24 protein-coding genes and 2 pseudogenes are annotated in these 25,978 nt (G+C 66.4%); 22 read left to right on the forward strand and 4 right to left on the reverse strand.

The features are described 5' to 3' along the window. The 12 genes and pseudogenes from WS91_RS37320 to WS91_RS13825 form a co-directional block, all read left to right on the forward strand. Window positions 1-329 (forward strand): annotated as a pseudogene (locus tag WS91_RS37320) (hypothetical protein); the annotation flags it as partial. Window positions 330-1,183: 854 nt separating this feature from the next. Continuing rightward, window positions 1,184-1,648, forward strand: coding sequence for a Gp37 family protein (locus tag WS91_RS13780; RefSeq protein ID WP_059670521.1), 465 nt, complete (start codon window positions 1,184-1,186; stop codon window positions 1,646-1,648). After that, a complete protein-coding gene (locus WS91_RS13785) occupies window positions 1,645-1,887 on the forward strand; it encodes a hypothetical protein (RefSeq protein WP_059642369.1) in 243 nt (80 codons plus the stop codon). Before WS91_RS13780 ends, WS91_RS13785 begins: the two co-directional genes overlap by 4 nt. 4 nt (window positions 1,888-1,891) lie before the next feature. Next, window positions 1,892-3,325, forward strand: a complete 1,434-nt coding sequence (locus tag WS91_RS13790) for a phage tail sheath subtilisin-like domain-containing protein (RefSeq protein WP_038743419.1) — start codon at window positions 1,892-1,894, stop codon at window positions 3,323-3,325. Window position 3,326: 1 nt separating this feature from the next. Beyond that, window positions 3,327-3,851 carry a phage major tail tube protein gene (locus WS91_RS13795; protein WP_038743421.1) on the forward strand — a complete coding sequence of 175 codons (525 nt, stop codon included), beginning with the start codon at window positions 3,327-3,329 and terminating at the stop codon, window positions 3,849-3,851. Between the two features lie 467 nt (window positions 3,852-4,318). Continuing rightward, entirely contained in the window at window positions 4,319-4,648 is a 330-nt protein-coding gene (locus WS91_RS13800; RefSeq protein WP_038743850.1) for a phage tail assembly protein, read from the forward strand. Next, a complete protein-coding gene (locus WS91_RS36830; RefSeq protein ID WP_162836167.1) occupies window positions 4,629-4,778 on the forward strand; it encodes a hypothetical protein in 150 nt (49 codons plus the stop codon). Before WS91_RS13800 ends, WS91_RS36830 begins: the two co-directional genes overlap by 20 nt. 416 nt (window positions 4,779-5,194) lie before the next feature. After that, a complete protein-coding gene (locus WS91_RS13805; RefSeq protein ID WP_059670431.1) occupies window positions 5,195-7,753 on the forward strand; it encodes a phage tail tape measure protein in 2,559 nt (852 codons plus the stop codon). Between the two features lies 1 nt (window position 7,754). Then, the gene (locus WS91_RS13810; RefSeq protein WP_038743424.1) at window positions 7,755-8,657 is read left to right on the forward strand and encodes a phage tail protein; all 903 of its coding nucleotides are present in this window, start codon (window positions 7,755-7,757) and stop codon (window positions 8,655-8,657) included. Next, window positions 8,657-8,863 (forward strand): tail protein X, encoded by a 207-nt coding sequence (locus WS91_RS13815; protein ID WP_038743426.1) that lies wholly within the window; start codon window positions 8,657-8,659, stop codon window positions 8,861-8,863. The genes WS91_RS13810 and WS91_RS13815 overlap by 1 nt, the downstream gene beginning before the upstream one ends. Then, the gene (locus WS91_RS13820) at window positions 8,851-10,071 is read left to right on the forward strand and encodes a phage late control D family protein (protein WP_059670432.1); all 1,221 of its coding nucleotides are present in this window, start codon (window positions 8,851-8,853) and stop codon (window positions 10,069-10,071) included. Before WS91_RS13815 ends, WS91_RS13820 begins: the two co-directional genes overlap by 13 nt. Next, window positions 10,068-10,670, forward strand: a complete 603-nt coding sequence (locus WS91_RS13825) for a phage baseplate assembly protein V (RefSeq protein ID WP_038743429.1) — start codon at window positions 10,068-10,070, stop codon at window positions 10,668-10,670. Before WS91_RS13820 ends, WS91_RS13825 begins: the two co-directional genes overlap by 4 nt. Before the next feature lie 13 nt (window positions 10,671-10,683). On the opposite strand, the gene WS91_RS37755 is transcribed toward WS91_RS13825, so the two are convergent. Further along, entirely contained in the window at window positions 10,684-10,818 is a 135-nt protein-coding gene (locus WS91_RS37755; protein ID WP_269435050.1) for a hypothetical protein, read from the reverse strand. Between the two features lie 293 nt (window positions 10,819-11,111). On the opposite strand from WS91_RS37755, the pseudogene WS91_RS38175 reads away from it, so the two are divergent. The 8 genes and pseudogenes from WS91_RS38175 to WS91_RS13870 form a co-directional block, all read left to right on the forward strand. Next, window positions 11,112-12,089 (forward strand): annotated as a pseudogene (locus WS91_RS38175) (gp53-like domain-containing protein); the annotation flags it as partial. Between the two features lie 609 nt (window positions 12,090-12,698). After that, window positions 12,699-13,007 (forward strand): gp53-like domain-containing protein, encoded by a 309-nt coding sequence (locus WS91_RS38180; RefSeq protein ID WP_442854583.1) that lies wholly within the window; start codon window positions 12,699-12,701, stop codon window positions 13,005-13,007. Window positions 13,008-13,009: 2 nt separating this feature from the next. Next, window positions 13,010-13,447, forward strand: coding sequence for a phage tail assembly chaperone (locus WS91_RS13845; protein ID WP_231752025.1), 438 nt, complete (start codon window positions 13,010-13,012; stop codon window positions 13,445-13,447). A gap of 199 nt (window positions 13,448-13,646) precedes the next feature. Beyond that, on the forward strand, window positions 13,647-14,000 hold the full coding sequence (locus WS91_RS13850) for a GPW/gp25 family protein (protein WP_059670435.1): 354 nt from the start codon (window positions 13,647-13,649) through the stop codon (window positions 13,998-14,000). Then, window positions 13,997-15,148 (forward strand): baseplate assembly protein, encoded by a 1,152-nt coding sequence (locus WS91_RS13855; RefSeq protein ID WP_038743437.1) that lies wholly within the window; start codon window positions 13,997-13,999, stop codon window positions 15,146-15,148. The genes WS91_RS13850 and WS91_RS13855 overlap by 4 nt, the downstream gene beginning before the upstream one ends. Beyond that, on the forward strand, window positions 15,141-15,722 hold the full coding sequence (locus WS91_RS13860) for a phage tail protein I (RefSeq protein ID WP_059576370.1): 582 nt from the start codon (window positions 15,141-15,143) through the stop codon (window positions 15,720-15,722). The genes WS91_RS13855 and WS91_RS13860 overlap by 8 nt, the downstream gene beginning before the upstream one ends. Continuing rightward, entirely contained in the window at window positions 15,722-17,680 is a 1,959-nt protein-coding gene (locus tag WS91_RS13865; RefSeq protein ID WP_059670436.1) for a phage tail protein, read from the forward strand. Before WS91_RS13860 ends, WS91_RS13865 begins: the two co-directional genes overlap by 1 nt. Before the next feature lie 15 nt (window positions 17,681-17,695). Continuing rightward, the gene (locus tag WS91_RS13870; RefSeq protein ID WP_082758188.1) at window positions 17,696-18,451 is read left to right on the forward strand and encodes a tail fiber assembly protein; all 756 of its coding nucleotides are present in this window, start codon (window positions 17,696-17,698) and stop codon (window positions 18,449-18,451) included. 382 nt (window positions 18,452-18,833) lie between these two features. Here the strand turns inward: WS91_RS13870 and WS91_RS13875 are convergent, their stop codons facing one another. From WS91_RS13875 to WS91_RS13885, 3 genes are all read right to left on the reverse strand, one after another. Beyond that, complete coding sequence (locus tag WS91_RS13875; protein WP_059670437.1) at window positions 18,834-19,184, reverse strand: hypothetical protein; 351 nt, start codon at window positions 19,182-19,184, stop codon at window positions 18,834-18,836. Window positions 19,185-19,426: 242 nt separating this feature from the next. After that, a complete protein-coding gene (locus WS91_RS13880; protein ID WP_059576362.1) occupies window positions 19,427-20,257 on the reverse strand; it encodes an SAM-dependent methyltransferase in 831 nt (276 codons plus the stop codon). A gap of 618 nt (window positions 20,258-20,875) precedes the next feature. Beyond that, the gene (locus tag WS91_RS13885) at window positions 20,876-22,864 is read right to left on the reverse strand and encodes an acyltransferase family protein (protein ID WP_063889427.1); all 1,989 of its coding nucleotides are present in this window, start codon (window positions 22,862-22,864) and stop codon (window positions 20,876-20,878) included. 752 nt (window positions 22,865-23,616) lie between these two features. On the opposite strand from WS91_RS13885, the gene WS91_RS13890 reads away from it, so the two are divergent. Continuing rightward, entirely contained in the window at window positions 23,617-25,041 is a 1,425-nt protein-coding gene (locus tag WS91_RS13890; protein ID WP_059642344.1) for a purine-cytosine permease family protein, read from the forward strand. Beyond that, the gene (locus WS91_RS13895; RefSeq protein WP_059642341.1) at window positions 25,038-25,967 is read left to right on the forward strand and encodes an NAD-dependent protein deacetylase; all 930 of its coding nucleotides are present in this window, start codon (window positions 25,038-25,040) and stop codon (window positions 25,965-25,967) included. The genes WS91_RS13890 and WS91_RS13895 overlap by 4 nt, the downstream gene beginning before the upstream one ends. Window positions 25,968-25,978 lie beyond the last annotated feature (11 nt).

Consider the following 25,978-nt stretch of genomic DNA (forward strand, 5'->3'; position numbering starts at 1 on the left):
GCCGAACGCCGAACGCCGAACGCCGAACGCCGAACGCCGAACGCCGAACGCCGAACGCCGAACGCCGAACGCCGAACACCGAACACCGAACACCGAACACCGAACACTCAACAACGAACGTCACGCGCCAGATGACGGAAAACGAACAACGAGCGCAGAATGTTCCTCGCGAAGCCGTCTCGCTAGGCATCGTGCGTCGATCGACTAATGACGAGCGCAGGCAATCAACCACCGACCACCGACGGTCGACCACCGACCACCGACCACCGACCGTCGATCGACGACCGCGCGCCGATGCTTGCGCGCGGGCCAAACGACATCTACATTGACCGCAGTCCGCCGCGCGTCATCAACCCAAAATCCCTGCAGGAGCCTTCCCGGAGCGCTCGGACGCGCAATGTCCTTCATGGCACCGCCGCATCGTCCCGTAAAGGTTTATAAAGGCCTCGACGCGTTGCCGGTGAGCCGTCCACATCCCGCGCGCGAGGATCGTCATCGAAGCGCCGAGGCCGTCGCAATCGGCGCGCAATCATAAAGCCGATTAAAAGACCCCCAGCGCTCGCCGCCCGATGATGGGCGGCATGAACGCTACTGCACCTCACCACTTCAATCGCGACACGCAGGCCGGCAGCGCCGGCTGCGCAGGCGCGCATGCGATGCGCGGCGCGCCCGTCAGCATGCGGGCGCATGGGCAAGCGCCGATGCGAGCGCGCATGCAAGTGTTGACGCAAGCGCACACGCAAGCTCGAACGCTGTTGCATACGCAAGTGCAAGCACAAGCACAAGCACAAGCACAACAACAACCACAACCACAACCACGAGCACGAGCACGAGCACGAGCACAAACGCATAAGCGTACGCATACGAAAGTGGAAGTACACGTGCATACGCATGCGCAAGTGCATACGCATACGCAAGTGCAAGTGCAAGTGCAAGTGCAAGTGCAAGTGCAAGTGCAAGTGCAAGTGCAAGTGCAAGTGCAAACGCAAACGCAAACGCAAACGCAAACGCAAACGCAAACGCAAACGCACCCGCAGGCCCCCACCGCCTCGCAACCGCACACACGCGCGTTACACCAGAAAACCCAAAACACCCACGCCGCGACGGCGTCCCCCGCGATCGCGCGATGCGCGTCGCGGCGCGCTGTCGCCGCGTGCGGCGCCACCCGCCGGGAGCGCATCTGATGGCGACCACGCAAGAGAAGATCGACGCGCTCGTCGCGCGGCTGAGCCGGGCGCTGCCGGAGCTCGCCGTCGAGCATTTCCCCGCGCCGCCGGATGCGTACGCGCTGACGCATCCCGTCGGCGCGCTGCTCGCCGGCTACGCGGGCAGCGAGTACGACACGCGCGTCGACACCGTGGCGATCGTGCAGCCGCGCCGCGCGAAGTTCGCCGTGACTGTCGTGTCCCGGCAGCTCGCCGGCCGCGGCGGCGCGCTCGACGCGCTCGACGGCGTGCGCCGCGCGCTCGTCGGCTTCGCGCTGCCCGACGGCGAGAAGCTCGCGGCGGCCGCCGAACGGTTCGCCGGCCGCACCGACAGCGAGTGGCGCTATGCGATCGAGTTCGCCGCCGATGCGGTGATCGTCGAGGAGGCCGAGCCGGTCGACGGCCCGTTGTTGACCGAAGTTACCTACGAGGAGAAACCATGAAGTACCTGTACAGCGGCCCGATCAGCGGCGTCTCGCTGCAAGACGGCACGGAAATCCGTGAAGCGATGCTGCATCCGGGCGCGCCGGTCGAGCTGCCCGAGCAGCACGAATACACGAAGACGCTGCTCGCGCTGGGCCATCTGCGCCCGGTCGCGGCGCACGACGAGCCCGCGCGCGAACGCGTCGCGGACGACCAACCGCAAGCCGCGTCGAACGATGCGGCATCGAAGGGAGCATAAAACGATGGCGGCAAATTATCTGCATGGCGTCGAAACCATCGAGACCGAAAACGGCTCGCGGCCGGTGAAGGTCGTCAAATCCGCCGTGATCGGCCTGATCGGCACCGCGCCGACGGGCCCCGTGAACAAGCCGATCCAGTCGCTGTCCGACCGCGACGGCGCGCAGTTCGGCCCGCAGCTCGCGGGCTTCACGATCCCGCAGGCGCTCGACGCCGTCTACGACTACGGCGCGGGCACGGTGATCGTGATCAACGTGCTCGATCCGAAGCTCCACAAGAGCGTGATCGACGCCGAGGGCGTGACGTTCGACGCGGCGACCGGCCGCGCGACGCTCGCCCACCCGGCCGCGTCGAACCTCGTTCTGAAGAGCGAGAACGGCAACACGACGTACGCAGCCGGCGTCGATTTCTCGCTCGACCCGGTGACGGGCGTGATCACGCGACTGAAGACGGGCGCGATCCCGGCGGGCGCGGCGACCGCGAAGGCCGCCTACGAGTACGCCGATCCGACCAAGGTGACGGCGGCCGACATCATCGGCGCGGTCAACGCGGCGGGCATCCGCACCGGCATGAAGGCGCTGAAGGACACGTACAACCTGTTCGGCTATTTCGCGAAGATCCTGATCGCGCCCGGCTACTGCACGCAGAACTCGGTCGCGGCGGAGCTCGAGGCGACGGCGGGCCAGCTCGGCGCGATCGCGTACGTCGACGCGCCCGTCGGCACGACGTTCGCGCAGGCGCTGGCGGGCCGCGGCCCGGCCGGCTCGATCAACTTCAACACGTCGAGCGAGCGCGTGCGCCTCTGCTACCCGCACGTGAAGGTCTACGATCCGGCGGCCAACGCCGAGCGCCTCGAGCCGCTGTCGTCGCGCGCGGCGGCGCTGCGCGCGCGCGTCGATCTCGACAAGGGCTACTGGTGGTCGAGCTCGAACCAGCAGCTCGTCGGCGTGACGGGCGTGGAGCGCCCGCTGTCGGCGATGATCGACGATCCGCAGTCCGAAGTGAATCTGCTGAACGAGCAGGGGATCACGACCGTGTTCAACTCGTACGGCTCGGGCCTGCGCCTGTGGGGCAACCGCACCGCCGCGTGGCCGACCGTCACGCACATGCGCAACTTCGAGAACGTGCGCCGCACGGGCGACGTGATCAACGAGTCGCTGCGCTATTTCAGCCAGCAGTACATCGACATGCCGATCGACCAGGCGCTCATCGATTCGCTCGTCGAATCGGTGAACGGCTTCGGCCGCAAGCTGATCGGCGACGGCGCGCTGCTCGGCTTCAAGGCGTGGTTCGATCCGGCGCGCAACCCGAAGGAGGAACTGTCGGCGGGCCATCTTCTGATCAACTACAAGTACACGGTGCCGCCCCCGCTCGAGCGCCTCACGTACGAAACCGAGATCACCTCGGAATATCTGCTCACGCTGAAGGGAGGCAACTGACATGGCAGGCGGCATCAAGATCAATCGCATCACGAACGCGAACGTCTACGTGAACGGCAACTCGATGCTCGGCAAGGCCGAGGAAATCAAGCTGCCGGATATCCAGGCGATCATGGCCGAGCACAAGGCGCTCGGCATGATCGGCAAGGTCGAGCTGCCGGGCGGGCTCGACAAGCTCGAAGGCGAGATCAAGTGGAACTCGCTTTACGCCGACGTCGCGCGCGCGATGGCGAACCCGTTCCGGGCCGTGCAGCTTCAGTGCCGCTCGAACATCGAGACGTACGGCGCGCAGGGCCGCGTGCAGGAAGTGAGCCTCGTCACGTACCTGACCGTGATGTTCAAGAAGAATCCGCTCGGCACGTTCAAGCAGCACGAGAACGCGGATTTCAGCTCGTCGTTCGGCGCGACCTACGTGAAGCAGGTGATCGACGGGCAGGAAGTGCTCGAGCTCGACTATCTCGCGAACATCTTCCGCGTCGACGGCGTTGACATGCTGTCGGACTTCCGCGCGAATATCGGCGGTTGAGTGCGGCGGGCGGCTCACGGCGCGTGCGATGCGCGCCGCGGGCTGCGCAGCGTGCGACGGGCGATGTACGATGCGCGGAACGTTGAAGCGTTGAAGCGTTGAAGCGTTGAAGCGTTGAAGCGTTGAAGCGTTGAAGCGTTGAAACGTTGAAGCGTTGAAACGTTGAAACATTGAAACGTCGAAACGTCAAAGCGTCGACACGCTGACACGCTGACACGCTGACGCATCACCGCATCACCGCATCAACACCCCGACACGCGGCGCAATCCGCAATTCGCGGCTCGCGATCTGCGGCCCGCAGCGCGCGGCTCACGGCGCGCGAATCACGATCGACGATTCACGACCCACGATTCACGTCCCGGCCTTTCCGGTTCGACCCGCTTCGGCGGGTCTTTTTTTAGCCGTCTTCAAAAGCCCTCGCCGGGGCCGCGCCCGACAATGTGCTCTCGATCCCAACGGAGCACACGATGATCATCACCCTCAAACACCCCCTGAAGCTCGCGACCGGCGAAACCGTGTCGACGCTCACGCTGCGTCGCGGCAAGCGCAAGGACATGGCCGCCGCCGCCAAATACAGCAGCGACGCCGGCGAACAGGAGGATTTTCTGTTCGCACGCCTGACGGGTCTCACCGTCGAGGATATCGGCGAGCTCGATCTCGCCGATGCGAAGCAGCTCGCCGACTCCTTTCGCGACATGGTCGAGGAGCGCGATGCCGCAATCGATGCGAGCGCCGCGGCAAGCGAAGCCGGGCGCGCCGGCCGAATCGACGGACGCGATGCTGAGGCCGCTCGATGAGGTGCTGCTGCTGGTGCTGAAGATGCAGCCGTCCGAGATCGCGGAACTCGATCTTGACGACTACTGGCACTGGATCGACGCCGCCGAGCGGGAGATCAAGCGGCGCAACGATGCGATGGGCGCGTCGTAGCGAACGGCGAGACCGCGCAGCGCTGAGCGCTATGCACTGCATCGCACGGCGCCGCGCGGCGGGCGGCGGGCATCGAGCGACGAGCATTGAGCGGCAGGAATCGAACGGCAAGCATCGAACGGTAACCATCGAGCGGCAGGCATCGAACGGCAGGCATCGAGCGGCAAGCATCGAACGGTAACCATCGAGCGGCAAGCATCGAACGGCAAGCATCGAACGGCAACCATCGAGCGGCAGGCATCGAGCGGCAAGCATCGAGCGGCAAGCATCGAACGGTAACCATCGAGCGGCAAGCATCGAACGGCAAGCATCGAACGGCAAGCATCGAACGGCAAGCATCGAACGGCAACCATCGAACGGCAAGCATCGAACGGCGGGCGGCGATCTCCGCGCGCGTCGCAACGGGCAGGACAGACATGGCAAGCGACATTTACATCGGAATCAGAAACGGCGCGGCGGCGTCCGGCGGCGTCGGCGCTGCGCTATCGAGCGCGAAGGCGACGCTGGAAGACCTCGGGCGCGTCGCGGACGCGCTGCGTGGAAAACACGATCGCCTCGGCGGGGCGATGGCGCGCGCGATCGCGCATCCGCTGCGCGACGTCAGCGAGCTGCGCGCGCAGTACGAGCAGCTCGGCCGCGCGATCGACCGGGCGCAGGCGCGCCATGCGGCGCTCGACGCGCGAATCGCGCGCGGCGCGGCGCTCGGCGACCAGCGCGGCCAATACGTGGCGAAGCTCGGCGAGTTGTCCGCAATCACGAAGACCATCGCCGCGCCGATCGTCGGCGCACTCACGCGTGCAGCGGATTTCCAGGCGGCGCTGCGCGGCGTGGCGATCGATGGCGGCCTGTCGCGCGCCGACGAGCGGAAGCTCGGCGACGCGATCCGCGACGCGGCGCGCGCGACCGGCGCGAAGCACGGCGCGCTGATCGAAGGCGCGGGCGTGCTGATCGGCGGCGGCATGAGCGCGGCCGAAGCCGGCCGTCAGTCGCGTCTGCTCGGCCAGGTCGCGATCGCGTCGGGCGCGGACGTCAAGGACGTCGCCGGCATGTCGTACGCGCTGTCGGAGACGCTCGGCATCAAGGGCGACGCCGCGCTGAAGGACGCGTTCAGCCGCGCCGCATACGGCGGCGGGCTCGGCCACATGAAGCTCGCCGACGTCGTGAAGGCGATGCCGGATCTCGCGTCGTCGTTCGCCGCGCAGGGCGTGACCGGGCAGCAGGCGCTGTCGCAGATCGTCGCGAGCCTCGCAGTGGGCCGCGAGGGTGCGGCGTCCGGCGAGGACGCCGCGGCGAACATGCAGGCGTGGCTCAAGCAGATGACCTCGCCATCGACCGCGAAGGCGTACGAGAAGGCCGGCGTCGATTACAGGAAATCGATGGCGAACATCGTCGGCGCCGGTTATTCGGAGTACGAGGCGTCGCTCGAGATCGCGCGCAAGTTCATCGCGTCGCGCGGCGAAGGTTTCGCCAGCGAATGGAAGCGCGCCGGCGCGCGCGGCGACGTCGGCGCGCAGCGCAAGCTGATCGAGCGCTTCGGGATGAGCGAGCTGTTTCAGGACACGCGCGCGGTCGATCACCTGCTCGCGATGCGCGAGAACTGGGGCAAGTACCAGGCGAACAAGCAGGCGATGGGCGGCGAGCAGGCGGCGGGCGCGCTCGACGAAGACTACGCGCGCCGAATCCAGACGGCGAGCGCCGCATGGGGCAATCTGCAGACGCAGATCGACGGCCTCGGCGAGACGGTCGGCCGCACGCTGCTGCCGCCGCTGACCGACGTGATGAACCTGCTGTCGCCGATGGTCGCTCAGGTCGGCGTGTTCGCGGCCGCGCATCCGAATGCGATTCGCGGCGTTGTCGGTCTCGCGGCCGCGTCGATCGCGATGCGCGGCGCGACGCTCGGCGCGGGCCTCGCGATGAACGTGCTCGTGAAGACGCCGCTCAACGCGCTCGGCACCGCGCTGTCGACGCTCGCGGCGAAGTGGACGCTGCTGCGCTCGCTGCTGCGCGGCGGCGCGCGGTTGTCGACGCTGTTCCAGCTCGGCGGCATGAACGCGGGCGCGGCGGACAAGCTCGCCGCGGGCCTCAACCGCGCGCGCGCGATCGCGCTCGGCGCGGGCCGCTCGATGCTCGCGGCGGGCGGCCGCGTGCTCGGTTTCGCGCGCAGTCTCGGCGCGATCGCGCTCGGCTCGCTGACCACGCTCGCGCGCGCCGGCGCGACGGCCGGCCGTGTGCTCGGGAGCGGCCTCGCGCGCGGGCTGATGACGGCGGGCCGCGCGCTGCTGTGGGTCGGCCGCGCCATGGTGACGACGCCGATCGGCCTCGTGCTGACGGGCATCGCGGTCGCGGGCTATCTGATCTACCGCAACTGGAACCGCATCGGCCCGGTCCTCACGAGGTTTGTCGCCATCGCGCGCGACAGGCTCACGACGCTGTGGGACGGCCTCAAGGCGCTGCCCGAGCGATTCATGTCGATCGGCCGCGCCATCGTCGAAGGCTTGCTGAACGGCTTGAACGAGCGGTTCGGCGCGGCGAAGGCGGCGGTGGTCGGCTTTGCCGGGTCGATGAAATCGTGGTTCGCGAGCGTGCTCGGCATTCATTCGCCGTCGCGCGTCTTCATGGGCTACGGCGAGAACATCGCGCAAGGCGCGGCGCTCGGCGTCCGGGGCGCGGCCGAGCTGCCCGCGCGCGCGGCCGCGAGCATGGCGACGCAGACGGCCGCCGCCGCCTCGCTGAAGCGCATCGACGCCGCGCGCGCCGGCATGCCGCTCGCCGGCGCGCACGCGGCGGGCATGGCAGGCGCGGGCGCGGCGAACGGCGTGTCGATTCACTTCGCGCCGAACATCACGGTGCAGGGCGGCTCGGGCGCGAGCGTTGGCGAGCAGGTTGGCCGCGCGCTGAACCTGTCGCTGCGCGAGCTCGAAAAAATGATGGAACGCGTCGTCGCGCAACGCGCGCGGCGCGCTTACGGAGGTTGATATGTTCGCCGTGCTCGGTGACATCCCATTCGATTTGGTCGGCTACTTCGACGGCTTCGACGCGACGTTCGGCGCCGACTACGCGGAGCATGCGCTGATCGACGGCAAGCCGCGTCTGCAACGGATCGCGGACCGGCTCGACGAGATCCGCATCGCACTGTCGTTTCACTATCGCTTCTGCGATCCCGAAGCCGAGCTCGCGAAGCTGCGCAACGCGCAGCGCGCGGGCCAGGCGATGGCGCTCGTGTTCGGCAACGGCGACTACAAGGGCTGGTTCGTGCTGACCGAAGTCCAGGCGACGCACAAGCAGAGCGAGCCTTCCGGCGCGGTGCTCGCGCTCGACGCGTCGATCACGCTGAAGGAATACGTCGGCGAGAAGCTGACCGCGCTCGCGCCGCCCGCGGTGCAGCCGAAGGTGCCGCCCGCCGCCGCGCAGGCGGTGTCGCAGACGGCCGCCGACGTCAAATCGGCGATCAACACCGTGCGCGGCGCGGTGCGGCAGGTCGTGTCGTACGCGTCGCAGGCGCAGGCCGCGCTGCGCACCGCTTCGGACGCGGTGAGCGTCGTGCGCGAGTTCAGGCACGATCCGATCGCGGCGCTCGGCCGCGCGCCCGGCGTGCTGCTCGACATCAAGCGCGCGGCCGAGCCGCTCGAGAAGCTCTCGCCGGCCGTCGCGGCCGTGACCGCGCACATTCCGGACGCCGCGAACATCCTGCGCGCGAGCCACGACGCCGCGGTTGCGGTGCAGGCCGCGTACAAGCCGCTCGCGAACGCGACGCTCGACACGATCGGCGACGCCGTGGACACCGCCGCGCGCGAGCTGTCGAACGCCGTCGACGCGATCGCCTCGGCCGCGCCGAGCGTGAGCAAGCTCGCGGCGGCCGTCGCCACACGGAGGATCTGATGTTTCTGACCCATGTCACGACCGAAGGCGAGCGCTGGGATCAGCTCGCCCATCGCTACTACGGCGATCCGTTCGCGTACGAGCGGATCATCGCGGCGAACCCCGACGTGCCGATCACGCCGCTACTGCCGAGCGGCCTCGCGCTGTCGATTCCGGTGATCGCGCGCGCCGAACTGTCCGAGGACCTGCCGCCATGGAAGCGCTGAACCCGCTTGCGGCGCTGCTGCCGCCGGGCGTCGCCGACGTGCCGCGCCCGACCTTCATGCTGACCTACGAGCAGAAGAACATCACGACCGACGTCGCGCCGTACGTGACGTCGGTCGCGTACACGGATTTCCTGTCAGGCCAGTCGGACGAGATCGAAGTCGTGCTCGAGGACGCCGACGGCCGCTGGCGCGACGCGTGGTATCCGGGCAAGGGCGACGCGCTCACGCTGCGGATCGGCTACGTCGGCGCGCCGCTCTTGCCGTGCGGGCGTTTCGAGATCGACGAGCTGTCGTTCGACGATCCGCCGTCGACGGTGACGATCCGCGCGCTCGCGACAGGCGTCGCCGCGCCGCTGCGCACGGACCGCTCGAAGCCGTACGAGCGCACCACGCTCGCCGCGATCGCCGCGCGCGTCGCGAAGCGCAACCGGCTCACGCTGACGGGCAAGATCCGCGAGATCCGGATCGACCGCATCACGCAGTACGAGGAGCCCGACGTCGCGTTCCTCGCGCGGCTCGCGCGTGAGTACGGCTACGCGTTCAAGATCGTCGGCCGCACGCTCGTATTCACCGAGCTCGCGGACCTGCGCGACGCCGACGCGGCGCTGCGCTTCACGCGCGGCGATCTGAAATCGATTCGCCTCACCGACAAGATCAAGGACGTCTACGCGGCCGCGAAGGGCGGCTATCACAATCCGGCGACGAAGAAGCTCATCGTGTACGGCGTGAAGGACGGCAAGATCGACGTGGCCGGCGCGGCCGCCCAATCCGGCGCGGCCGGCGAATCCGGCGCGCCGGCGTCGTCCGGCCGCGACACGAGCGCCGACACGCTGCGCGTGACCGCGCGCGCGGGCTCGAAGGCGACGCTCGAGGCGCGCACGCAGGCCGCGCTCGACCGCGCGAACCTGCAGCGGACGACGGGCACGTTCGAGCTCGACGGCAACACGCGGCTCGTCGCCGGCAACGCGATCGAGCTGACGGGCTACGGGCGGCTGTCGGGCAAATATCTGATCGAGACGGCGCGCCACCGGATCGATCGCGGCGGCGGCTACACGACCGAGATCGAGGTGAAGCGCGCGTCGCGCGACGCGCGGCCCGACGGCGGCGCGCAGGCAGGCACGCAGCCCGCTCGGAAGCCATCCGCGAAGCCGCTGATCGCCTACGGCGCGGCCGATCCGTCATCCAACCAGACGAAGGACAAGCAATGAACGACACGCTCGACGCATTCGGCGCGACCGTGCGCTTCGGCACGGTGAGCGCGTCGAAGCCCGGCTTCGCGCGCGTGCGGCTCGCGGACCTCGGCAACCTGCGCACGATGTGGCTGCCGATCGCGTATCCGAAGACGCAGAACGACCAGTGCTGCTGGACCTACGACGAAGGCGAGCAGGTTGCGGTGCTGATGGACGGCCGCGGCGAGGACGGCGTGATTCTCGGCGCGGTCTACTCGGCCGCCGACAAGCCGCCCGTTAGCGATCCGAACAAATTCGTCGCGCGCTTCAAGGACGGCGCGACGCTCGAATACGATCGCGCGACGCACGTGCTCGCGTGCCGCGGAATGGCGCAGGTCGTCGTCGACGCGGGCGCCGAGATCGTGCTGCGCGCGGGCGCGAAGGTGACGGTCATCGCGCCCGAGACGGAGTTTTCCGCGAACGTGACGGTCAAGGGCAAGCTGACCTACGAAGGCGGGATGACCGGCTCGGGCGGCGGCGGCGCGAGCATCGCGGGCAACGTGAAGGTCGACGGCGACATCGACGCGACGGGCGCGATCATGGATGCGGGCGGCAACTCGAATCACCACTCGCATTGAGTTTTAAGACACTTTAATATCCTCCGAGCCGGGCGCGCGGCACCATGAGCGCATGACCCGGCTTACCGACATCCTCTCCGTGCACCGGCAGCCCGCCCTCGGGCGCGACGATTTCGTCGTTCGCGTTGCCGGCATCGACCAGGCCCATCGCGCGATGCTTCGCATCCCGAAGCGCCGCGATCCACGCAGGCCCGAGCGCGGGCCGGTTCCGACTCATTCTCTTCTCGACGTGCCGATCGACCGGGCGGAGCCGCGCTTCGCACGCGCCGCGCGCACGTTCCGGTCCGCATCCATCGGCATCTGAATTTGCATTCGCATCCGCAATCGCGCGCGCATCGGTGGCGATGCACGGCGAACGCGTGTGCGCAGCTTTCCGCGCGGCGCCGTGAAATCCGGCGGCGCCGCGCTTGACGACGGGTAGTACAACCTCAGGAGCAGCCTATGTCCAAGCTAGTCGAAACTTCCAAGTGGGAAGAAGAGATCTACCAGATCGAGATGTCCGATCCTGTCGAAGGCGGGCCGAACGGCATCTCGAACCGTCAGGCCAAGCAGCTCGGCAATCGCACGCTTTACCTGAAGCAGCAGGTCGAGCAGTCGCAATCCGGCTTGAGCGGGCACGCCGCCGCCGCCGATCCGCATCCGCAGTACGCGACGAAGGTCGATCTCGCGGACCGGATCGCGGCGCTCGTCGGCCAGTCTCCTGCAACGCTCGACACGTTGAACGAGCTCGCGAACGCGCTCGGAAATGATCCGAATTTCGCGACGACGATGACGAACGCATTGTCTCGGAAGGCTCCGCTTGATTCCCCGACGTTCACCGGCGCGCCGAAAGGGCCAACGCCGGCTCCGTTCGACAGCAGCACGAAAATGGCGACGACCGAGTTCGTGCAGCGCGCGCTCGGGAATGTCAATTTCGCGTCGTACACCTCGTCGCAGAAGCTCACGGCGTCGCAAGCGGGAAGCTGCGTCAATTTCTGGGGGGGCACCGCGTCGACGTTCACCTTGCCATCCACGTCGGCCATGCCGCTCGGCGGCACGTTCTTGTTCAACAACAGCAGCACCGCCCCCTTGACGATCACTCGCGACGGGACCGACACGATCCTCTTGAACGGGGGGAATCCGAGCGTGACATTGGCATCGGGCGACAGCTTGCTGCTCGTAGCGGTTCCGCCGACTCAGTGGATTGCAGCTGGCGGCAGCGCGCAACTGCCGTTTGCATCGGCAATGGCTGGTCCGAACTGGACGACACCTCCCCAGTTCGACAACTCCGCCAAGCTCGCGACGACGGCGTTCGTGCAACGCGCGCTCGGAAGTTATTCCGGGAGTGCTGTCATCAACGCAGCAACCACATTGACCAGCGGCAACGTCGGCAACATCATCGAGCTCAACGGGACTTCGTCGTTCACGACGAACCTCCCGGCCGGCGCTAGCATCGCGGCGGGCGGAAAGGTGGCATTCGTCAACCAATCCGGTGTCGATCAGACTGTCGCGACGCAGGGCAACGATTTCATCTGGTCGTACGCGACTGGCAAGTCGTCGTCGATCATGCTGCATTCGGGCGACACGCTGGAATTGTTCTCTCGCGGAGGGGAATGGGACATTTGCGGCGGCACTGTCGCACTGAGATACGTCTACGGAGCTGCTACACAGACTGTTCCCCAATTCGACAGCAGCCCAAACATCGCGACGACGGCGTTCGTGCAGCGCGCGCTCGGCAATTTTCAGGCGATCATGGTGCTCGACGCCGCGACCACGCTGACGCCGGCGCAGGCGGGGTCGGCAATCTCGTTGAACGACGGCGCGAGCGTCGTGCTGCCGCTTTACTCGGCGGTGAAAAGAGGCGCGACGTTTCTGTTCATGAACTCCGGCTCGATGCCCAAGACGATTTCGCGGCAGGGCGGCGACATATTCTTCGGACCGTCTGGCGGCTCGCTGTCGTCGACAGTGACGAGCTTCACGCTGCTGCCGGGCGACTGGGCGCTGATCTCGGCGGTTTATCAGTGGGAGATGATGGCCGGCTCTCCGCTGATGACGATCAACAACGGCGCATTCGAGTTCAGCCACGGGCCGACCGGCTACGAGCGTTCGCCCACCGGCAAGATCGAGCAATGGGGGCAGGGCGTGACGGATGCGAACGGGGATATCAACGTCGTCTTTCCGAAGCGCTTTCCCAACGCTTGTTTCAACGTGGCAGCGAATCACGTGGGCCTTGGCGCCGCGATGGTGATCGTCATCCACGGAAGCATGACGCAGGACGGCGTGAAATTGAGGGCTTTCAACGAGACGGGCGGAACGTATCCCGGCTGGCTCGTCTATTGGCACGCAACGGGGAAATGACGATGACGCGAATCTTGGCCGGATACGACACATTGGGATTCATTCGAACCTTCTGCGACGAACGATCGAAGCCGGACGGCCTGACGTTCGTCGAGATCACGCCGGAGCAGCACGCGATGCTGCTCGCGGGCGCGGCGGCGGGCAAGACGATGGCGGTGACGGCGGACGGCCATCCGCTCCTCGTCGACCCCGAGAAGCCCACGCGCAAGCAGCTCGCCGACGCGAAGCGCGCGGCGCGCGATGCGGCGCTCGCCGCGACCGACTGGCTCACGTCGCGCCACCGGGACGAACAGGCGCTCGGCGACGGCACGACGCTGACGCCCGACGAGTACGCGCAGCTGCTGCGATACCGGCAGGCGCTGCGCAACCTCGGTGAAGCGTCGCGCTGGCCGAACGTCGATCTGCCGATGCCGCCGGCATGCGTCGCGACAGCGGCGTAGCGAACGGGAACACGGACGAGGCAGCCGGCTGCATCGCGGCGGCCCCGTGCGTTCCGTCACGACGAAGCGTCGCGCAGCCATGGCGCCGGACGACGACGTGCCGCCCCCGCCCTGCGCGTCTCGCGCTTCCTCCGCGCTCGCCGCGCGCTTTTAAGCTTCGTTAATATCCCTTCGCCCGGCCGCGCGGCAACATGAGCGCATGACCCGGCTAACCGACATCACCTCCGTTCACTGGCAACCCGCCCTCGGCCGCGACGACGTCGTCGAAGGCGTTGCCGACATCGATCAGGCCATCCGCGTGATTCTCGGCACCCCGAAGGGGCGCGACCCGCACCGGCCCGACTTCGGCTCGAACCTGAGCCTCTATCTCGACATGCCGATCGATCGGGCGACGCCGCACCTCGTGCGCGAAGCCGTCGACGCGATCCGCCGTTGGGAGCCGCGCTGCGAGGTGGTTCGCGTGATGCCGGCGATCGACGCGGCGCACGAAACGCTGCGCGTGCAATGGCGGCTCGCCGACGGCGTGATCCGCGAAACCGAGGTGCCCCGATGACCCTATCCGAACCGAATTTCATCGACCGCGATCCGCAGGCGATCACGGCCGACATCATCGCCGAATACGAAGCGCGCACCGGCAAGACGCTGTATCCGGCGCAAGTCGAGCGCGTGCTGATCGACATCGTCGCGTACCGCGAAACCCTCGTGCGCGTCGGCGTGCAGGAAGCGGCGAAGCAGAATCTCGTCGCGTTCGCGCGCGCGCCGATGATCGACTATCTCGGCCAGCTCGTCGGCGTCACGCGCCTGCCCGCGCAGCCCGCGAAGACCGTCGTGCGCTTCTCGCTCGACGCGCCGCTCGCGTCGAACCTGCTGATCGCGGCCGGCACGCGCGTCGAGACGAGCGACGGCGGCGTGTCGTTCGCCACCGACGCCGACGCGGTGCTCGCGGCCGGCCGCACGTCGATCGACGTCGCCGCGACCTGCGACACCGCCGGCGCGCTCGGCAACGGCTGGCAGCCGGGCCAGATCAACTCGCTCGTCGACGATCTCGGCGACGTCGACGTGAGCGTCGCGAACACGCAGACGAGCGCGAACGGCTACGAAGAAGAGGAGACCGAACGGCTGCGCGAGCGCATCCAGCTCGCGCCCGAGGCGTTCAGCACCGCGGGCCCGCGGCTCGCATACGTGTTCCATGCGAAGAGCGCGCACCAGTCGATCGTCGACGTGAGCGTGATCGGCCCCGAAATGGCGGCGCGCGACGGCCGGCTCGTGTCGGTCAACGGCGTGCCGCCCGGCAGCGTGCGCGTGCATCCGCTCGTCGACACCGGCCTGCCCGGCGACGACATCCTCGCGCTCGTCGCGCAAGCGCTCGACGACGAGAAGAAGCGCCCGCTCACCGATTTCGTCGAGGTGCGCGCGCCGAAGCCCGTCGACTACGCGATCGACGCGCGCCTCACGCTGTACAAGGACGCCGACGCGGGCACCGTGCTCGCGCAGGCGCGCGCCGCGGCGAACGCGTATCGCGCGAACCGCTCGGCGGGCCTTGGCCGCGACATCGTGCCCGCGCAGCTCACGGCCGCGCTGCAGGTGCGGGGCGTCTACGACGTCGACCTGAACGGCCTCGCGCTGCGCGTGCTCGCCGGCGACGAATGGGCGCGCTGCACGAGCGTGTCGGTGGTCGCGACCGGAGTCGCGCATGGCTGACACCCTGTTGCCGCCGCCGCTCGCGAGGGACCGCCGCTTCGCGGCGCTCGCGCAGCTCGCCGCGCGGCACGACAACATCGATCTGTCGCCGATCCTCGTCTACCTGATCGACAGCGTCGACGCGACGGCGCTGCCGCATCTTGCCGAGCAGTTCTCGGTGATGGGCGAGGACGGCTGGAGCCTTGCCGAATCCGACGACGCGCGCCGCGCGCTCATCAAGGGCGCGATCGAGCTGCATCGCTACAAGGGCACGCCGTGGGCGGTGCGCGAAGTGATCCGGCGGCTCGGCTTCGGCGAAGTGGAACTCGTCGAGAACATCGCGCGCGTGTCGTACGACGGCAAGCGCCGCTACAACGGCTGGATGGTGCACGGCGATCCGGGCCTGTGGGCGGTGTACCGCGTGATCCTGCGCGACCGCGCGATCACGAACGACCAGGCCGCGCTGCTGCGCGCGACGCTCGCCGCGTTCGCGCCGGCGCGCTGTGAACTCGCGAGCCTCGAATACCGCGAAGTGCCCGTGCGCTACAACGGCGCCGCGCGCTACGACGGACAGTACAACCATGGGAGCAGCTAATGTCCAAGCTAGTCGAAACCTCCAAGTGGGAGGAAGACATTTACCAGATCGAGACGTCCGATCCCGTCGAGGGCGGGCCGGACGGCATTTCGAATCGTCAGGCGAATCAACTCGTCAACCGCACGCGTTACCTGAAGGATGACATCGAGCGCCGCGACAAGGGCCGCGTGCTGAAGGCCGGCGACACGATGGAGGGCCCGCTGCTCGGCAAGACCGGCCCGGCCACGCCGCACAACGAGCGCAACGCGGGCTTCGGCTTCGCGAACGATCCGGATACCGGCATGTTCTCGCCGAGCGACGGCGTGCTGCAGCTCGCGTCGCAGGGGCAGCCGGCCGTCGTGCTGTCGGGCGACGGCGGCGCGCGCGTCGGCGCGGCGGGCCCGGTGGTGCTCGTGACCGGCAATGCCGAGCGCGTGCGCGTGACGAAGGAAGGGCGCACGCTCATCGGCACGTCCGACGACAATGGCCGCGATGCGCTGCAGGTGCGCGGCAACGCGTCGGCGTCGAACGGCATGATCGCGGGCGGGCTCGACCGCGGCGACGGCGGCCAGTTGCGCGCGTGCGGCAACCAGTACGGCGCGTTCATCCGCAACGACGACGTGTCCGTCTATCTGCTGTCGACGAAGAAGGGCGACCCGCTCGGCTCGTGGAACGACTGGCGGCCGCTCTCGTGGTCGCTCGAGAGCGGGAAGGTGGTCGTCGACGGCAGCGGAGCCGGCGCGGTGTTCGGCGGGGCGGCGAACGTCGCGGGGGATCTGACGGTCGGCCGAAACACGGCCGAAGGGCACGTCAAGCTCGGGCCCGTCGACGGCTATTTCTACACGAGCAAGGATTCGACGGGCTGGTGGTCGCCGACGATCGGCTCGTACCAGTACATGTTTGGCGACCGCACGTTCCGCGTCGACGGCAAGGCCGTCTGGCACGAAGGCACTCTGACGCCGCTCGACCTGAACCGCGGCGGCGCGTTGAAGGGCGATCTGAAGCTCGATCCGGGCGCGCGCGTCGTGCTCGCCGAAGGCTCGGTGGCGTTTCCGTCGCTGACGTTTGCGAACGCCGGCGCGCCGGACACCGGCCTGTTCCACATGGCCGACGGGCATTTCGGCGTATCCAACAACGGCATTCAGACCGTGCATTTCTCGCCGGAAGGCACGTATTTCGATAGGCCGGCGTTCGGCAGCCACCCGGACGCCACCGATCGGTCGAACCGCTTTGCGACAACGCAATGGGTTGCCGGCGAAGTTGCATCGGCGATGATCGGTCAGATCGTCTTCGAAATGCGCACGAGCGCGCGCGCCGGTTATCTCAAATGCAATGGCGCACTGCTCAAACGTGCGGACTACCCGGCGCTGTGGGCATATGCGCAGGCGAGCGGCGCGTTGGTCGCCGAGAACAACTGGGGCGGTGCTTCCGCGAACTGGGGATGCTTCACGGACGGCGACGGCGCGACGACCTTCCGGATTCCCGAGCTTCGCGGCGAGTTCCTGCGATGCTGGGACGACGGCCGAGGCGGCGACGTCGATCGAAAGATCGGCACGTGGCAGGACAGTCAGAACCGGTCGCATGCGCACGGCGCGTCGGCGGACGGCGTCGGCGATCACAGCCACAACGCATGGACGGACAACCAGGGCTGGCACGGCCACCATGGATGGACGGGGAGCGTTGGCGAACACCAGCACATCGCGCCTTACTCGGAGGCGAACGTTCAGCCTTGGGGCGCGCATTCGCAGGGACAGGCCGGCTCGCACGGCGGCGTGGACAACGACAATCCGTGGGCTTACACGTCACCGTCGGGCGGCCACAACCATGAATTCAACACGGAAGGTGCGGGGACGCATGCGCACAACATCGGCATCGGCGGCTCCGGCGCTCACAGCCATGCGATTCACGTCGCGGCCGACGGCGGCAACGAAACGCGCCCGCGCAACCTGGCCGTGCTCGCGATGATTCGCGCTTACTAATTTGAGGAGAACGACGTGCTTTGCAATCAATACGACAACTTGACCGGCCAATACGTGATCAGCTTTCTGGCCGACATCGACCCGATGAACCCGACGCGCTGGCTGATTCCCGCGTTCTGTGAGACGAAGCCGCTGCCCGAGCGCGCGCCGATGACTTGGCCGTTCTGGAAGGACGGCGACTGGGTGCTGCTGCCCGACTATCGCGGCGTACGCCTGTACCGCACCGACACCGGCGCGCCCGCCGAGATCACGAAGGCGGGCGTGACGCCGGAGGACGCGGGCCTGACGACGGCGCCGCGGCCGTCGGACGAATACGTGTGGCGCGACGGGACGTGGGTGGTCGACGCGGCTGTCGTCGCGCGCAAGGAGCGGCAGGCGGCGATGAACGCGTTCATGTCGCGCATGGAGAAGGCGCGCGCGAAGAATCTCGGCAAGGCCGACGCGCTCGCGGCGGGGCAACTCGACGCGTTCGAGCGCGCGCTCTTCGACGCATGGGCGCAGTATCAGATGAAGCTCGTGCGCGTCGTGGAGGCCGCGGATTTCCCGGCTTCGCTCGCGTGGCCGGCGGAACCGGATGAGGAGGCGATCCGCAAGGAGGTCGATGCGGTGCTTCGGGAGGAGAAGGAGGAGGAGAAGGAGCAAGCGGCGGCTGGCGGCGAGCTGGCCGATTCGGCTGCCCCGGGCGGGCGGGGCGCGCAGGCCGACTCGGTTGCCCCGGGCACGCAGGGCGCGCAGGCCGACTCGGTTGCCCTCGGCGGGCAGGGCGCATAGGCAGACTCGGTTGCCCCGGGCTGGCAGGGCGCGCAGGCCGATCCGGCGGATCGCGTCGCCGCCGCTGCGGGGCTGGCCGGTCAACCGGCGCCGTGAGCGAAGCCGCCGCGATGCGGCGCGGTTCGCGACGGGGGCAAAGCCGGCGACGGGCGGTCAGGCGGCCGCCTCGAGCCGTCGAGCCGGCTTCGGCCTTTTGAATACGTGCGCATTGCGACGGCATCGCGCGAGGCAATCGCAGGCGAGCGTCGACGGCCGGCGCATCCGGAGGAGAGGCGGCGACGGGCGAGCGTGCCGCAATTGTGTTGCGGGGTGAGGAAATGCGGCGCTCGGGGATTTGTCGCGTGCGGGGGTGGGGGGATATTGCGCGGGGCTTCAGGCGGCCTCACACACGAATATCCGGATACCTCCCGAACGTGAACCGCATGTCGAGAATCGCCAGGCGTACCTGTCCCGCAGGCGCGAGCACGGAATCCAGTTCGATCAACCATGTGACGAGATCGGGCACGTGTCCGATCACATGCGATGCGACGATGTAGTCGACTTTCGGGCCGCCGATTGCTTCGCTCAGTGTGTTTTCGCCCCAGACACCGTCTATGTCGACGATCGCATCGTGCCGAATGGCGGCATCGCGTCGATATTTCCGCTTCAGTGTTGCCGTATCTGCATGGTCGACGTATAACACTTCGCCCATATCGCGTGTAACCAGCGGTTTGTCGAGCGGCGCGATCTCCACTCCAACCGCGCCTCGAAATTTCAGTCCCCGTAGAATCGTCGCGCGCCTGTTCATTGCATTTAACTTCATTTTTTTGCAATGATAGCGCAATGTCGGGATACGCTCCGTTCCGGAAACTGGTCTTCATTGCCCCAAAGGCAATGTGAGATGGAAAGGCGAAATCACGCTGAAATGACTTTGCGATTCGGCATCCGAATCAGGCACGGGGCCTGCTTGATCATTCGCACGGCTGAATGCGAATTTCAACGATGCTGCATTAGCAGGACGATTTGCTCGGTGGTCAGCACGTCTTCGTGATAAATGTCGGACAGTGCCTTCGGAATCGGCAGGTCCGTCTTCGTGCGATAGTCGCGAACGATCCGGAAACCCGCTTCTTCGATGAGGCGGCAGAGTTGTGGGGCCGTGATCTTGTTCAGCGTCGCATACGTTTCCCAAAGCGCCGCTCGCTCAGCTTCGACATCCGCCGTCAGCGGGATGTAGACCGACCATTCCGATCGAACATGGGCGGGCGTCTGCGGCGCCTGCAGAAGGCGCTCGTGAAAGTCATCCAATGGCATCGACAGGTGCGCCCAAGGTTCCGGTATCCACGGTCCCATGTGTGATCCGTTCGGCGAATAAAATAGCGGGGAGATCTGCAGAAAGAACGATCCGCCCGGCTTGAGTGCTGATTTGATCGATGCGAGAGATCGCATCAGCATGTCTTGCGACACATGCTCGAAAACCGACCACGTATAGACGACGTCGAAATCGCCGAAGCACGTGAGATCCGCGCCCGGTGTGATCCGCCGCAAGAACAGATTGTCCGGGAGCGCGTGCAGGCCGATTTCGCGCCGCGCGATCGGCAGGCATTGTTCGTGCACGTCCAGAATTTCTACGCCGACGACTCGCTGCACATCCTTTCTCAATGCCATTCCGAGCGCCATCGTGCCTTCGCCGCAGCCGAACTCGAGGACATCTTTCTTGTAGACGCCACCGGTTTCGGACAGCCATTCATCGACGATGTCCGGTACGGTCACGAACTTGGTTCGGTAAAGCGGATCGCGGATGGTTTCGATCGACCAGTCGCTAGTCATACGCAAGCTCCACACTGTTCTGCTGCAGGTTGGATATCTGAGTAGCATGTTCCAGCCGAACGCCCACAGGCGTTCGACCTTCAATGTCGCGACGAGTGAGGCCGGACATCGAAAAAGACAAATCGGGCAAGTCGGACTTTCGATGTTCGCCTCAACCGTGCAACGGAAATCAAAGGCATTCGCCGGTACACGCACATGACCGCATGACGAGCCGTGCGCGCGACGTCATTCGCGGTGTGCTGCACGCTGGTCGAACGTTTGGCGACTGGGCGTGCCGGAACGCGATCGGCGTGAATACCTCTGCGTTGACCGTACGCGTCGAACTGAATATTTCACGAGGCCCCCTCGGTTCTCAAGGGACGCCGGACGATGGCGCGCTTTCGGCGGGAAGCGGTTCGTCCGCGCGCGGAGCATGCGAAGGAGGCTGGCGATGTCGGCGCGACGCGCCGCCGCTGCGAGAATGTATCGACAGTCGTTCAACTCAGGCATCCGCGCTTTTCCTTGGTTGCGTTGGCATCGAATGCACTGCTTCGATTTCACGCGAGTGCTTCTGGCGGCGAAACGATGGACGGCTGCTTCGGCGTGGCGAGCGGACCCATACCGTGCGGCGCGAGTGAATCAGCGGACGGCCTCGACCAGCTTGGGAAGGAACGCGTGCGCGATCAGCGTGCTCGCATAATCGGATACGTGGTCGCCGTAGCTGTAGAGGTAGTTGCCGTCCTTGCTGATTGGGCATGTGTCGTTACGGATATCGCACAGGATCGGCGTTGCGTCCAGAACCAGGAGATTCGGGTGGTTCTTTTGCAATTGGTCGACCAGCACCCGATATTCTTTCGTCGTCTCGAGATGTTTGCGATAGCTGAGCGTGCATGCGTTCTCGTTCGGCGACGCGAGCGCTCGGACGATCCGGTATCGCATCGCGCTTCTTTCCATGCAATCGTGCGGGTCTGGCAGCGTCGGATTGTCCACGAGCAGGGCCACGCGTTTGCCGGCGCCTTCGAGCACGCGAATCGTGCCGTCGAGGCCGTGTAACGGTCCTTGCTTGTCGGGCGCGAGCGTCTGCGCATTTGCATAGTCGGGGCCAAACAGCATGCGGCTCGCCGTGGCGATGGTCACAAGCTTGATGTTGGGGTCGGCTGCAACGTGTTGTATTTCCAGTTGCGCGAACTGCGTGCAATCCTTCGGATTGTCGTCGGCATACGACGACGTGCGCACGATACCTGTCAACGGTACACATCCGCTACGATCGAAGAACTTCCAGCGCGAGTCGGGCTGCGATTCTCTTAGGAATCCCCAGATGACGGCTTCCGCCTTGCTGTCGCCGATCATCGCGAATCGCGGCGTGTTGCGTTTGTCGAATGCGCATACGGCGCCCTTCAGATCGTTTTCGGCGATGCCGCAGTCGGTGCTGATGAACTCGTGGCCCGCGCCGTGCGTTGCTGTCGCAATGTCGCCGTATCGGCTGTAGAGCTGGCTTGGAGCCTGCGGCGCCGCTAGAAAGACGAATGCGCCGATCGAACCTGCGACGAGCAGTGCGCAACTCGGTGTGGCGATGGCGATCATCCGGTTCGTGTGATGCCGCACGGGCGTTTCGATGAGCCGATAGGTCAGCCACGCGAGCAGTACGCTCGCGAGCAGCAATGCGGTGCGCACCGGTGCAGCGGGTTGGGCGCCGGCGACGATCGCCGCGAACGACAGCAACGGCCAGTGCCACAGATACAGCGGATAGCTGATCTTGCCGATCCACACCATGATCGGGCGTTTGAGCGCCTGGTTCGCGAAGCCGTTGACGCCGCCCGCGATCAGCAGTGCCGCGCCGAGCGTCGGCAGCAGCGCGCGCCAGCCGGGATAGCTTTGTGCGCCATTCAGGCCGAACACGGCGATTGCGCACAGGATGGCGCCGACGATCGACGCGAGACTGCGCAGCGCACGCGGCGCGCGCTGCAGCCTATCCGCGTCGAGCGTCAGCATGCTTCCGATCATCAACTCCCAGAAGCGTGTGAAGGGCGAAAAGAACGCCGCGGACGGGTGATTGGCGACGAGGCCGATGTTCAGCGCGAAGGACGCCGAGAAGATCAGCATGACGGTCGCCACGAGCGCTGCGCGGCTCCGGTGCGTCAGGGCGAGCGCCAGCGGCCACAAGATGTAGAACTGCTCTTCGACGCCGAGCGACCACAGATGCAGCAGCGGTTTGAATTCCGCCGCGCGATCGAAATATCCCGTCTCGCTCCACAGCACGAGATTCGATACGAAGCCCGCGCCCGCGGCTATGTGTTTGCCGAGCTCGCGCAACTCGTCCGTGACGAGCACGCCCCAGCCTATCACCAGGACCGTCGCGAGCACGGCGACCAGCGCGGGGAAGATCCGGCGCGCGCGACGCGCATAGAACGTGGCGATGCTGAACCGATTGCCGCGTACTTCGTCGACGAGGATGCTCGTGATCAGATATCCCGAGATGACGAAGAAAATATCGACGCCGACGAATCCGCCCGAAACCACTCCGGGAAATGCGTGGAAAAGCAAAACCGACGTGACGGCTATTGCGCGTAATCCATCGATGTCAGGCCGGTATATCAGTGACGAAACTTTCGGGGGGGTGTTGGACATAACGGGTCGGAGGGGTAATCTATTTGTAATGCGAATAGTGAGCTGCTTCGTCCCTCGTGCGGAATCATGCCATTCCCACTGCGATTGGCACCTCTTAAATTGTAATGAAATGTAATAACTTCATATGTAATGATGTTCGATCCTTTAGGAAACCGGGATGGTTAGGGGGATGTGTTCGGAATATTTCTTACACATTTATTTCGGCGGGATAAGGCGGATTGTCGAGCGCTCCTTATATCGAAATGAACCGAGCCGGCGAATCGTGTCGTGACGGCGAGTGAGCCGACCGTTCAACGGCCGATACATGTCGATGATTTTGTTTCATGCTTCGCGAAATAACCGAAATTCATATGTGAAGTAAATTCGAAGTCACGAATGCCGAGATTGGCTCCCGAACGTAAAAATCAAACAATCACGTTTCTTGTTTCCTGCAAATTCATTCCTTCGACAAATGGTTATCGATGTGCGCTCGTCGAGTCGGCGCGCGATCGTGCACGTGCTTGCCGGTTGAATGTCGAAACGACGCTCAGCCCTTGGTGGGCGAATGGAATGAAAGACGATGAAATTCGCACTCGATCGGCGTCTTGAACGACAACGAACTTTGCCGCAGCGTACGTTGCATCGTCCGATAAAGGTGTGGTGCGCGATCGCCTGCCTCGGTATAAACCCGAGCCTCCGAAAGAGTTGTCTATACAATTTTGGGCGGTTAGGGTGAGCGCTCCGAACCTCAGACCATTCCCGGACCCGCCACCATGCCGAACGCCATCGACGCTCAACGCCGCCCGCTGCGCGAGCGCCGCACGATCGATTACATTCCCGACCACGAACGTCACGGCAAGCTGTCGAGCCAGTTCACGCTTTGGCTCGGCGCGAATCTGCAGGTAACGGCGATTGTCACCGGCGCGCTCGCGGTCGTGCTGGGCGGCGACGTGTTCTGGTCGCTCGTCGGGCTCGCGCTCGGCCAGTTGCTCGGCGGCGCGGTGATGGCGCTGCACGGCGCGCAGGGCCCGCAGCTCGGCCTGCCGCAGATGATCTCGAGCCGCGTGCAGTTCGGCATCTACGGCGCGGTGATTCCGCTCGTGCTCGTCTGCCTGATGTACGTCGGCTTCTCCGCGAGCGGCACCGTGCTCGCCGGCCAGGCGCTCGCGCAACTCGTCGGCGTCGACGACACGGTCGGCATCTTTGCGTTCATCGCTGTCGTCGTCGTGCTCGCGGTGTTCGGCTACCGGACGATTCACGCGCTCGGCCGCGTGTCGAGCGTGGTCGGCGTGATCGCGTTCGTCTACATGTTCGCGCGGCTCCTCGCCGGGCACGACATCGGCGCGCTGCTCGCGATCCGGCATTTCTCGCTGGCGAGCTTCCTGCTTGCGATTTCGCTGTCCGCGTCGTGGCAGATCGCGTATGGGCCGTACGTCGCCGATTACTCGCGCTATTTGCCGCGCGCGACGTCCGCGCGCCGCACGTTCTGGGCGATCGGCCTCGGCTCGGTGCTCGGCGCGCAGGCGTCGATGGTGTTCGGCGTATTCGCCGCGGCGCTCGCGGGCAAGCAGTTCGCCGGCCACGAAGTGCAGTTCATCGTGAGCCTCGGCGCGGGCGGCGCGGCGGCCGCGCTGCTCTATTTCGCGATTGCGTTCGGCAAGCTGACGATCACGACGCTCAACGCGTACGGCAGCGTGATGTCGGTCGCGACGATCGTCACCGGTTTTTCCGGGCGCGCGCAGATCTCACAGCGCGCGCGCATGGCATACGTGCTCACGATGGTCGCCGCGGTTGCGTGGCTCGCGCTCGTCGGCCGTCACGCGTTCCTGAAGGACTTCTCCGCATTCATCTTGTTCTTGCTCGCGTTCTTCACGCCGTGGAGCGCGATCAACCTCGTCGATTTCTACTGGGTGACGAAGGAGCGCTACGACGTGCCCGCCCTCTACGATCCCGACGGCCGCTACGGGCGCTGGAACGTCGCGGGCGTGTCGGTCTACGCGCTCGGCGTGCTCGTGCAGATGCCGTTCATCGCGACCGAGTTCTATACCGGGCCGCTCGTCGCGAAGCTGGGCGGCACCGACATTTCGTGGATCATCGGCCTCGTCGTGCCCGGCGTTCTGTATTATGTGACGGCACGCAGGCAGACCGCGCACGTCCCCGAGCGGTTGATCCTGCCGGATGAGCCCTCTTTGTCATGACCGATTCCGCCGTTTCGTCGCCGCCGCTTTCGCCTTCGGGCGCGGCTCCCCCAGCCGAATCGCACGCGCTCGACGCGCTGCACGCGTTCGTCGAGCGCCATCCGCGCCTTTTCGTGCTGACTGGCGCGGGCATCAGCACCGATTCCGGCATTCCCGGCTATCGCGACCGCAACGGCGCATGGATGCGCTCGCAGCCGATCCAGTACCGCGAGTTTCTCGAATCCGATCACGCGCGCCGCCGTTATTGGGCGCGCAGCATGCTCGGCTGGCCGGTGGTCGGGCGCGCGCAGCCGAACGCGTCGCATCATGCGCTCGCGAGCCTCGGCGCGGCGGGGCGGATCGCGCGGCTCGTCACGCAGAACGTCGACGGGCTGCATCAGCGCGCGGGCAGCGCCGACGTCGTCGAGCTGCACGGCGGCATCGGCGGCGTCACCTGCCTCGATTGCGGCGCGCATCACGCGCGCGCGGCGATCCAGCACATTCTCGAAGCGGACAATCCCGCATTGCTCGATGCCGAAGCGGAGCCGGCCGCCGACGGCGACGCGCATCTCGAATGGCGCGCGCTCGACACGTTTCGCGTGCCCGCGTGCCCCGCGTGCGGCGGGCTGCTGAAGCCGGCCGTCGTGTTCTTCGGCGAGAACGTGCCGCGCGAGCGCGTGGCGGCCGCCGCGCGTTCGCTCGAGGAGGCGGACGCGATGCTCGTCGCGGGCTCGTCGCTGATGGTGTATTCCGGCTACCGGTTCTGCGTGTGGGCGGACGATCGGCGCAAGCCGATCGCCGCGATCAATCTCGGGCACACGCGCGCCGATCCGCTGCTGACACTGAAGGTCGAAGCGTCGTGCGGGCAGACGCTCGCGGCGCTCGCCGCTCGTCTCGGGCTCGCGGCAAGCGGCGCGTGCGATGCGCGCGGCTCGCCTCACGTTTGACATATCCGACG

Source organism: Burkholderia sp. MSMB1498 (assembly GCF_001526245.1).
Classification (GTDB): domain Bacteria; phylum Pseudomonadota; class Gammaproteobacteria; order Burkholderiales; family Burkholderiaceae; genus Burkholderia; species Burkholderia savannae.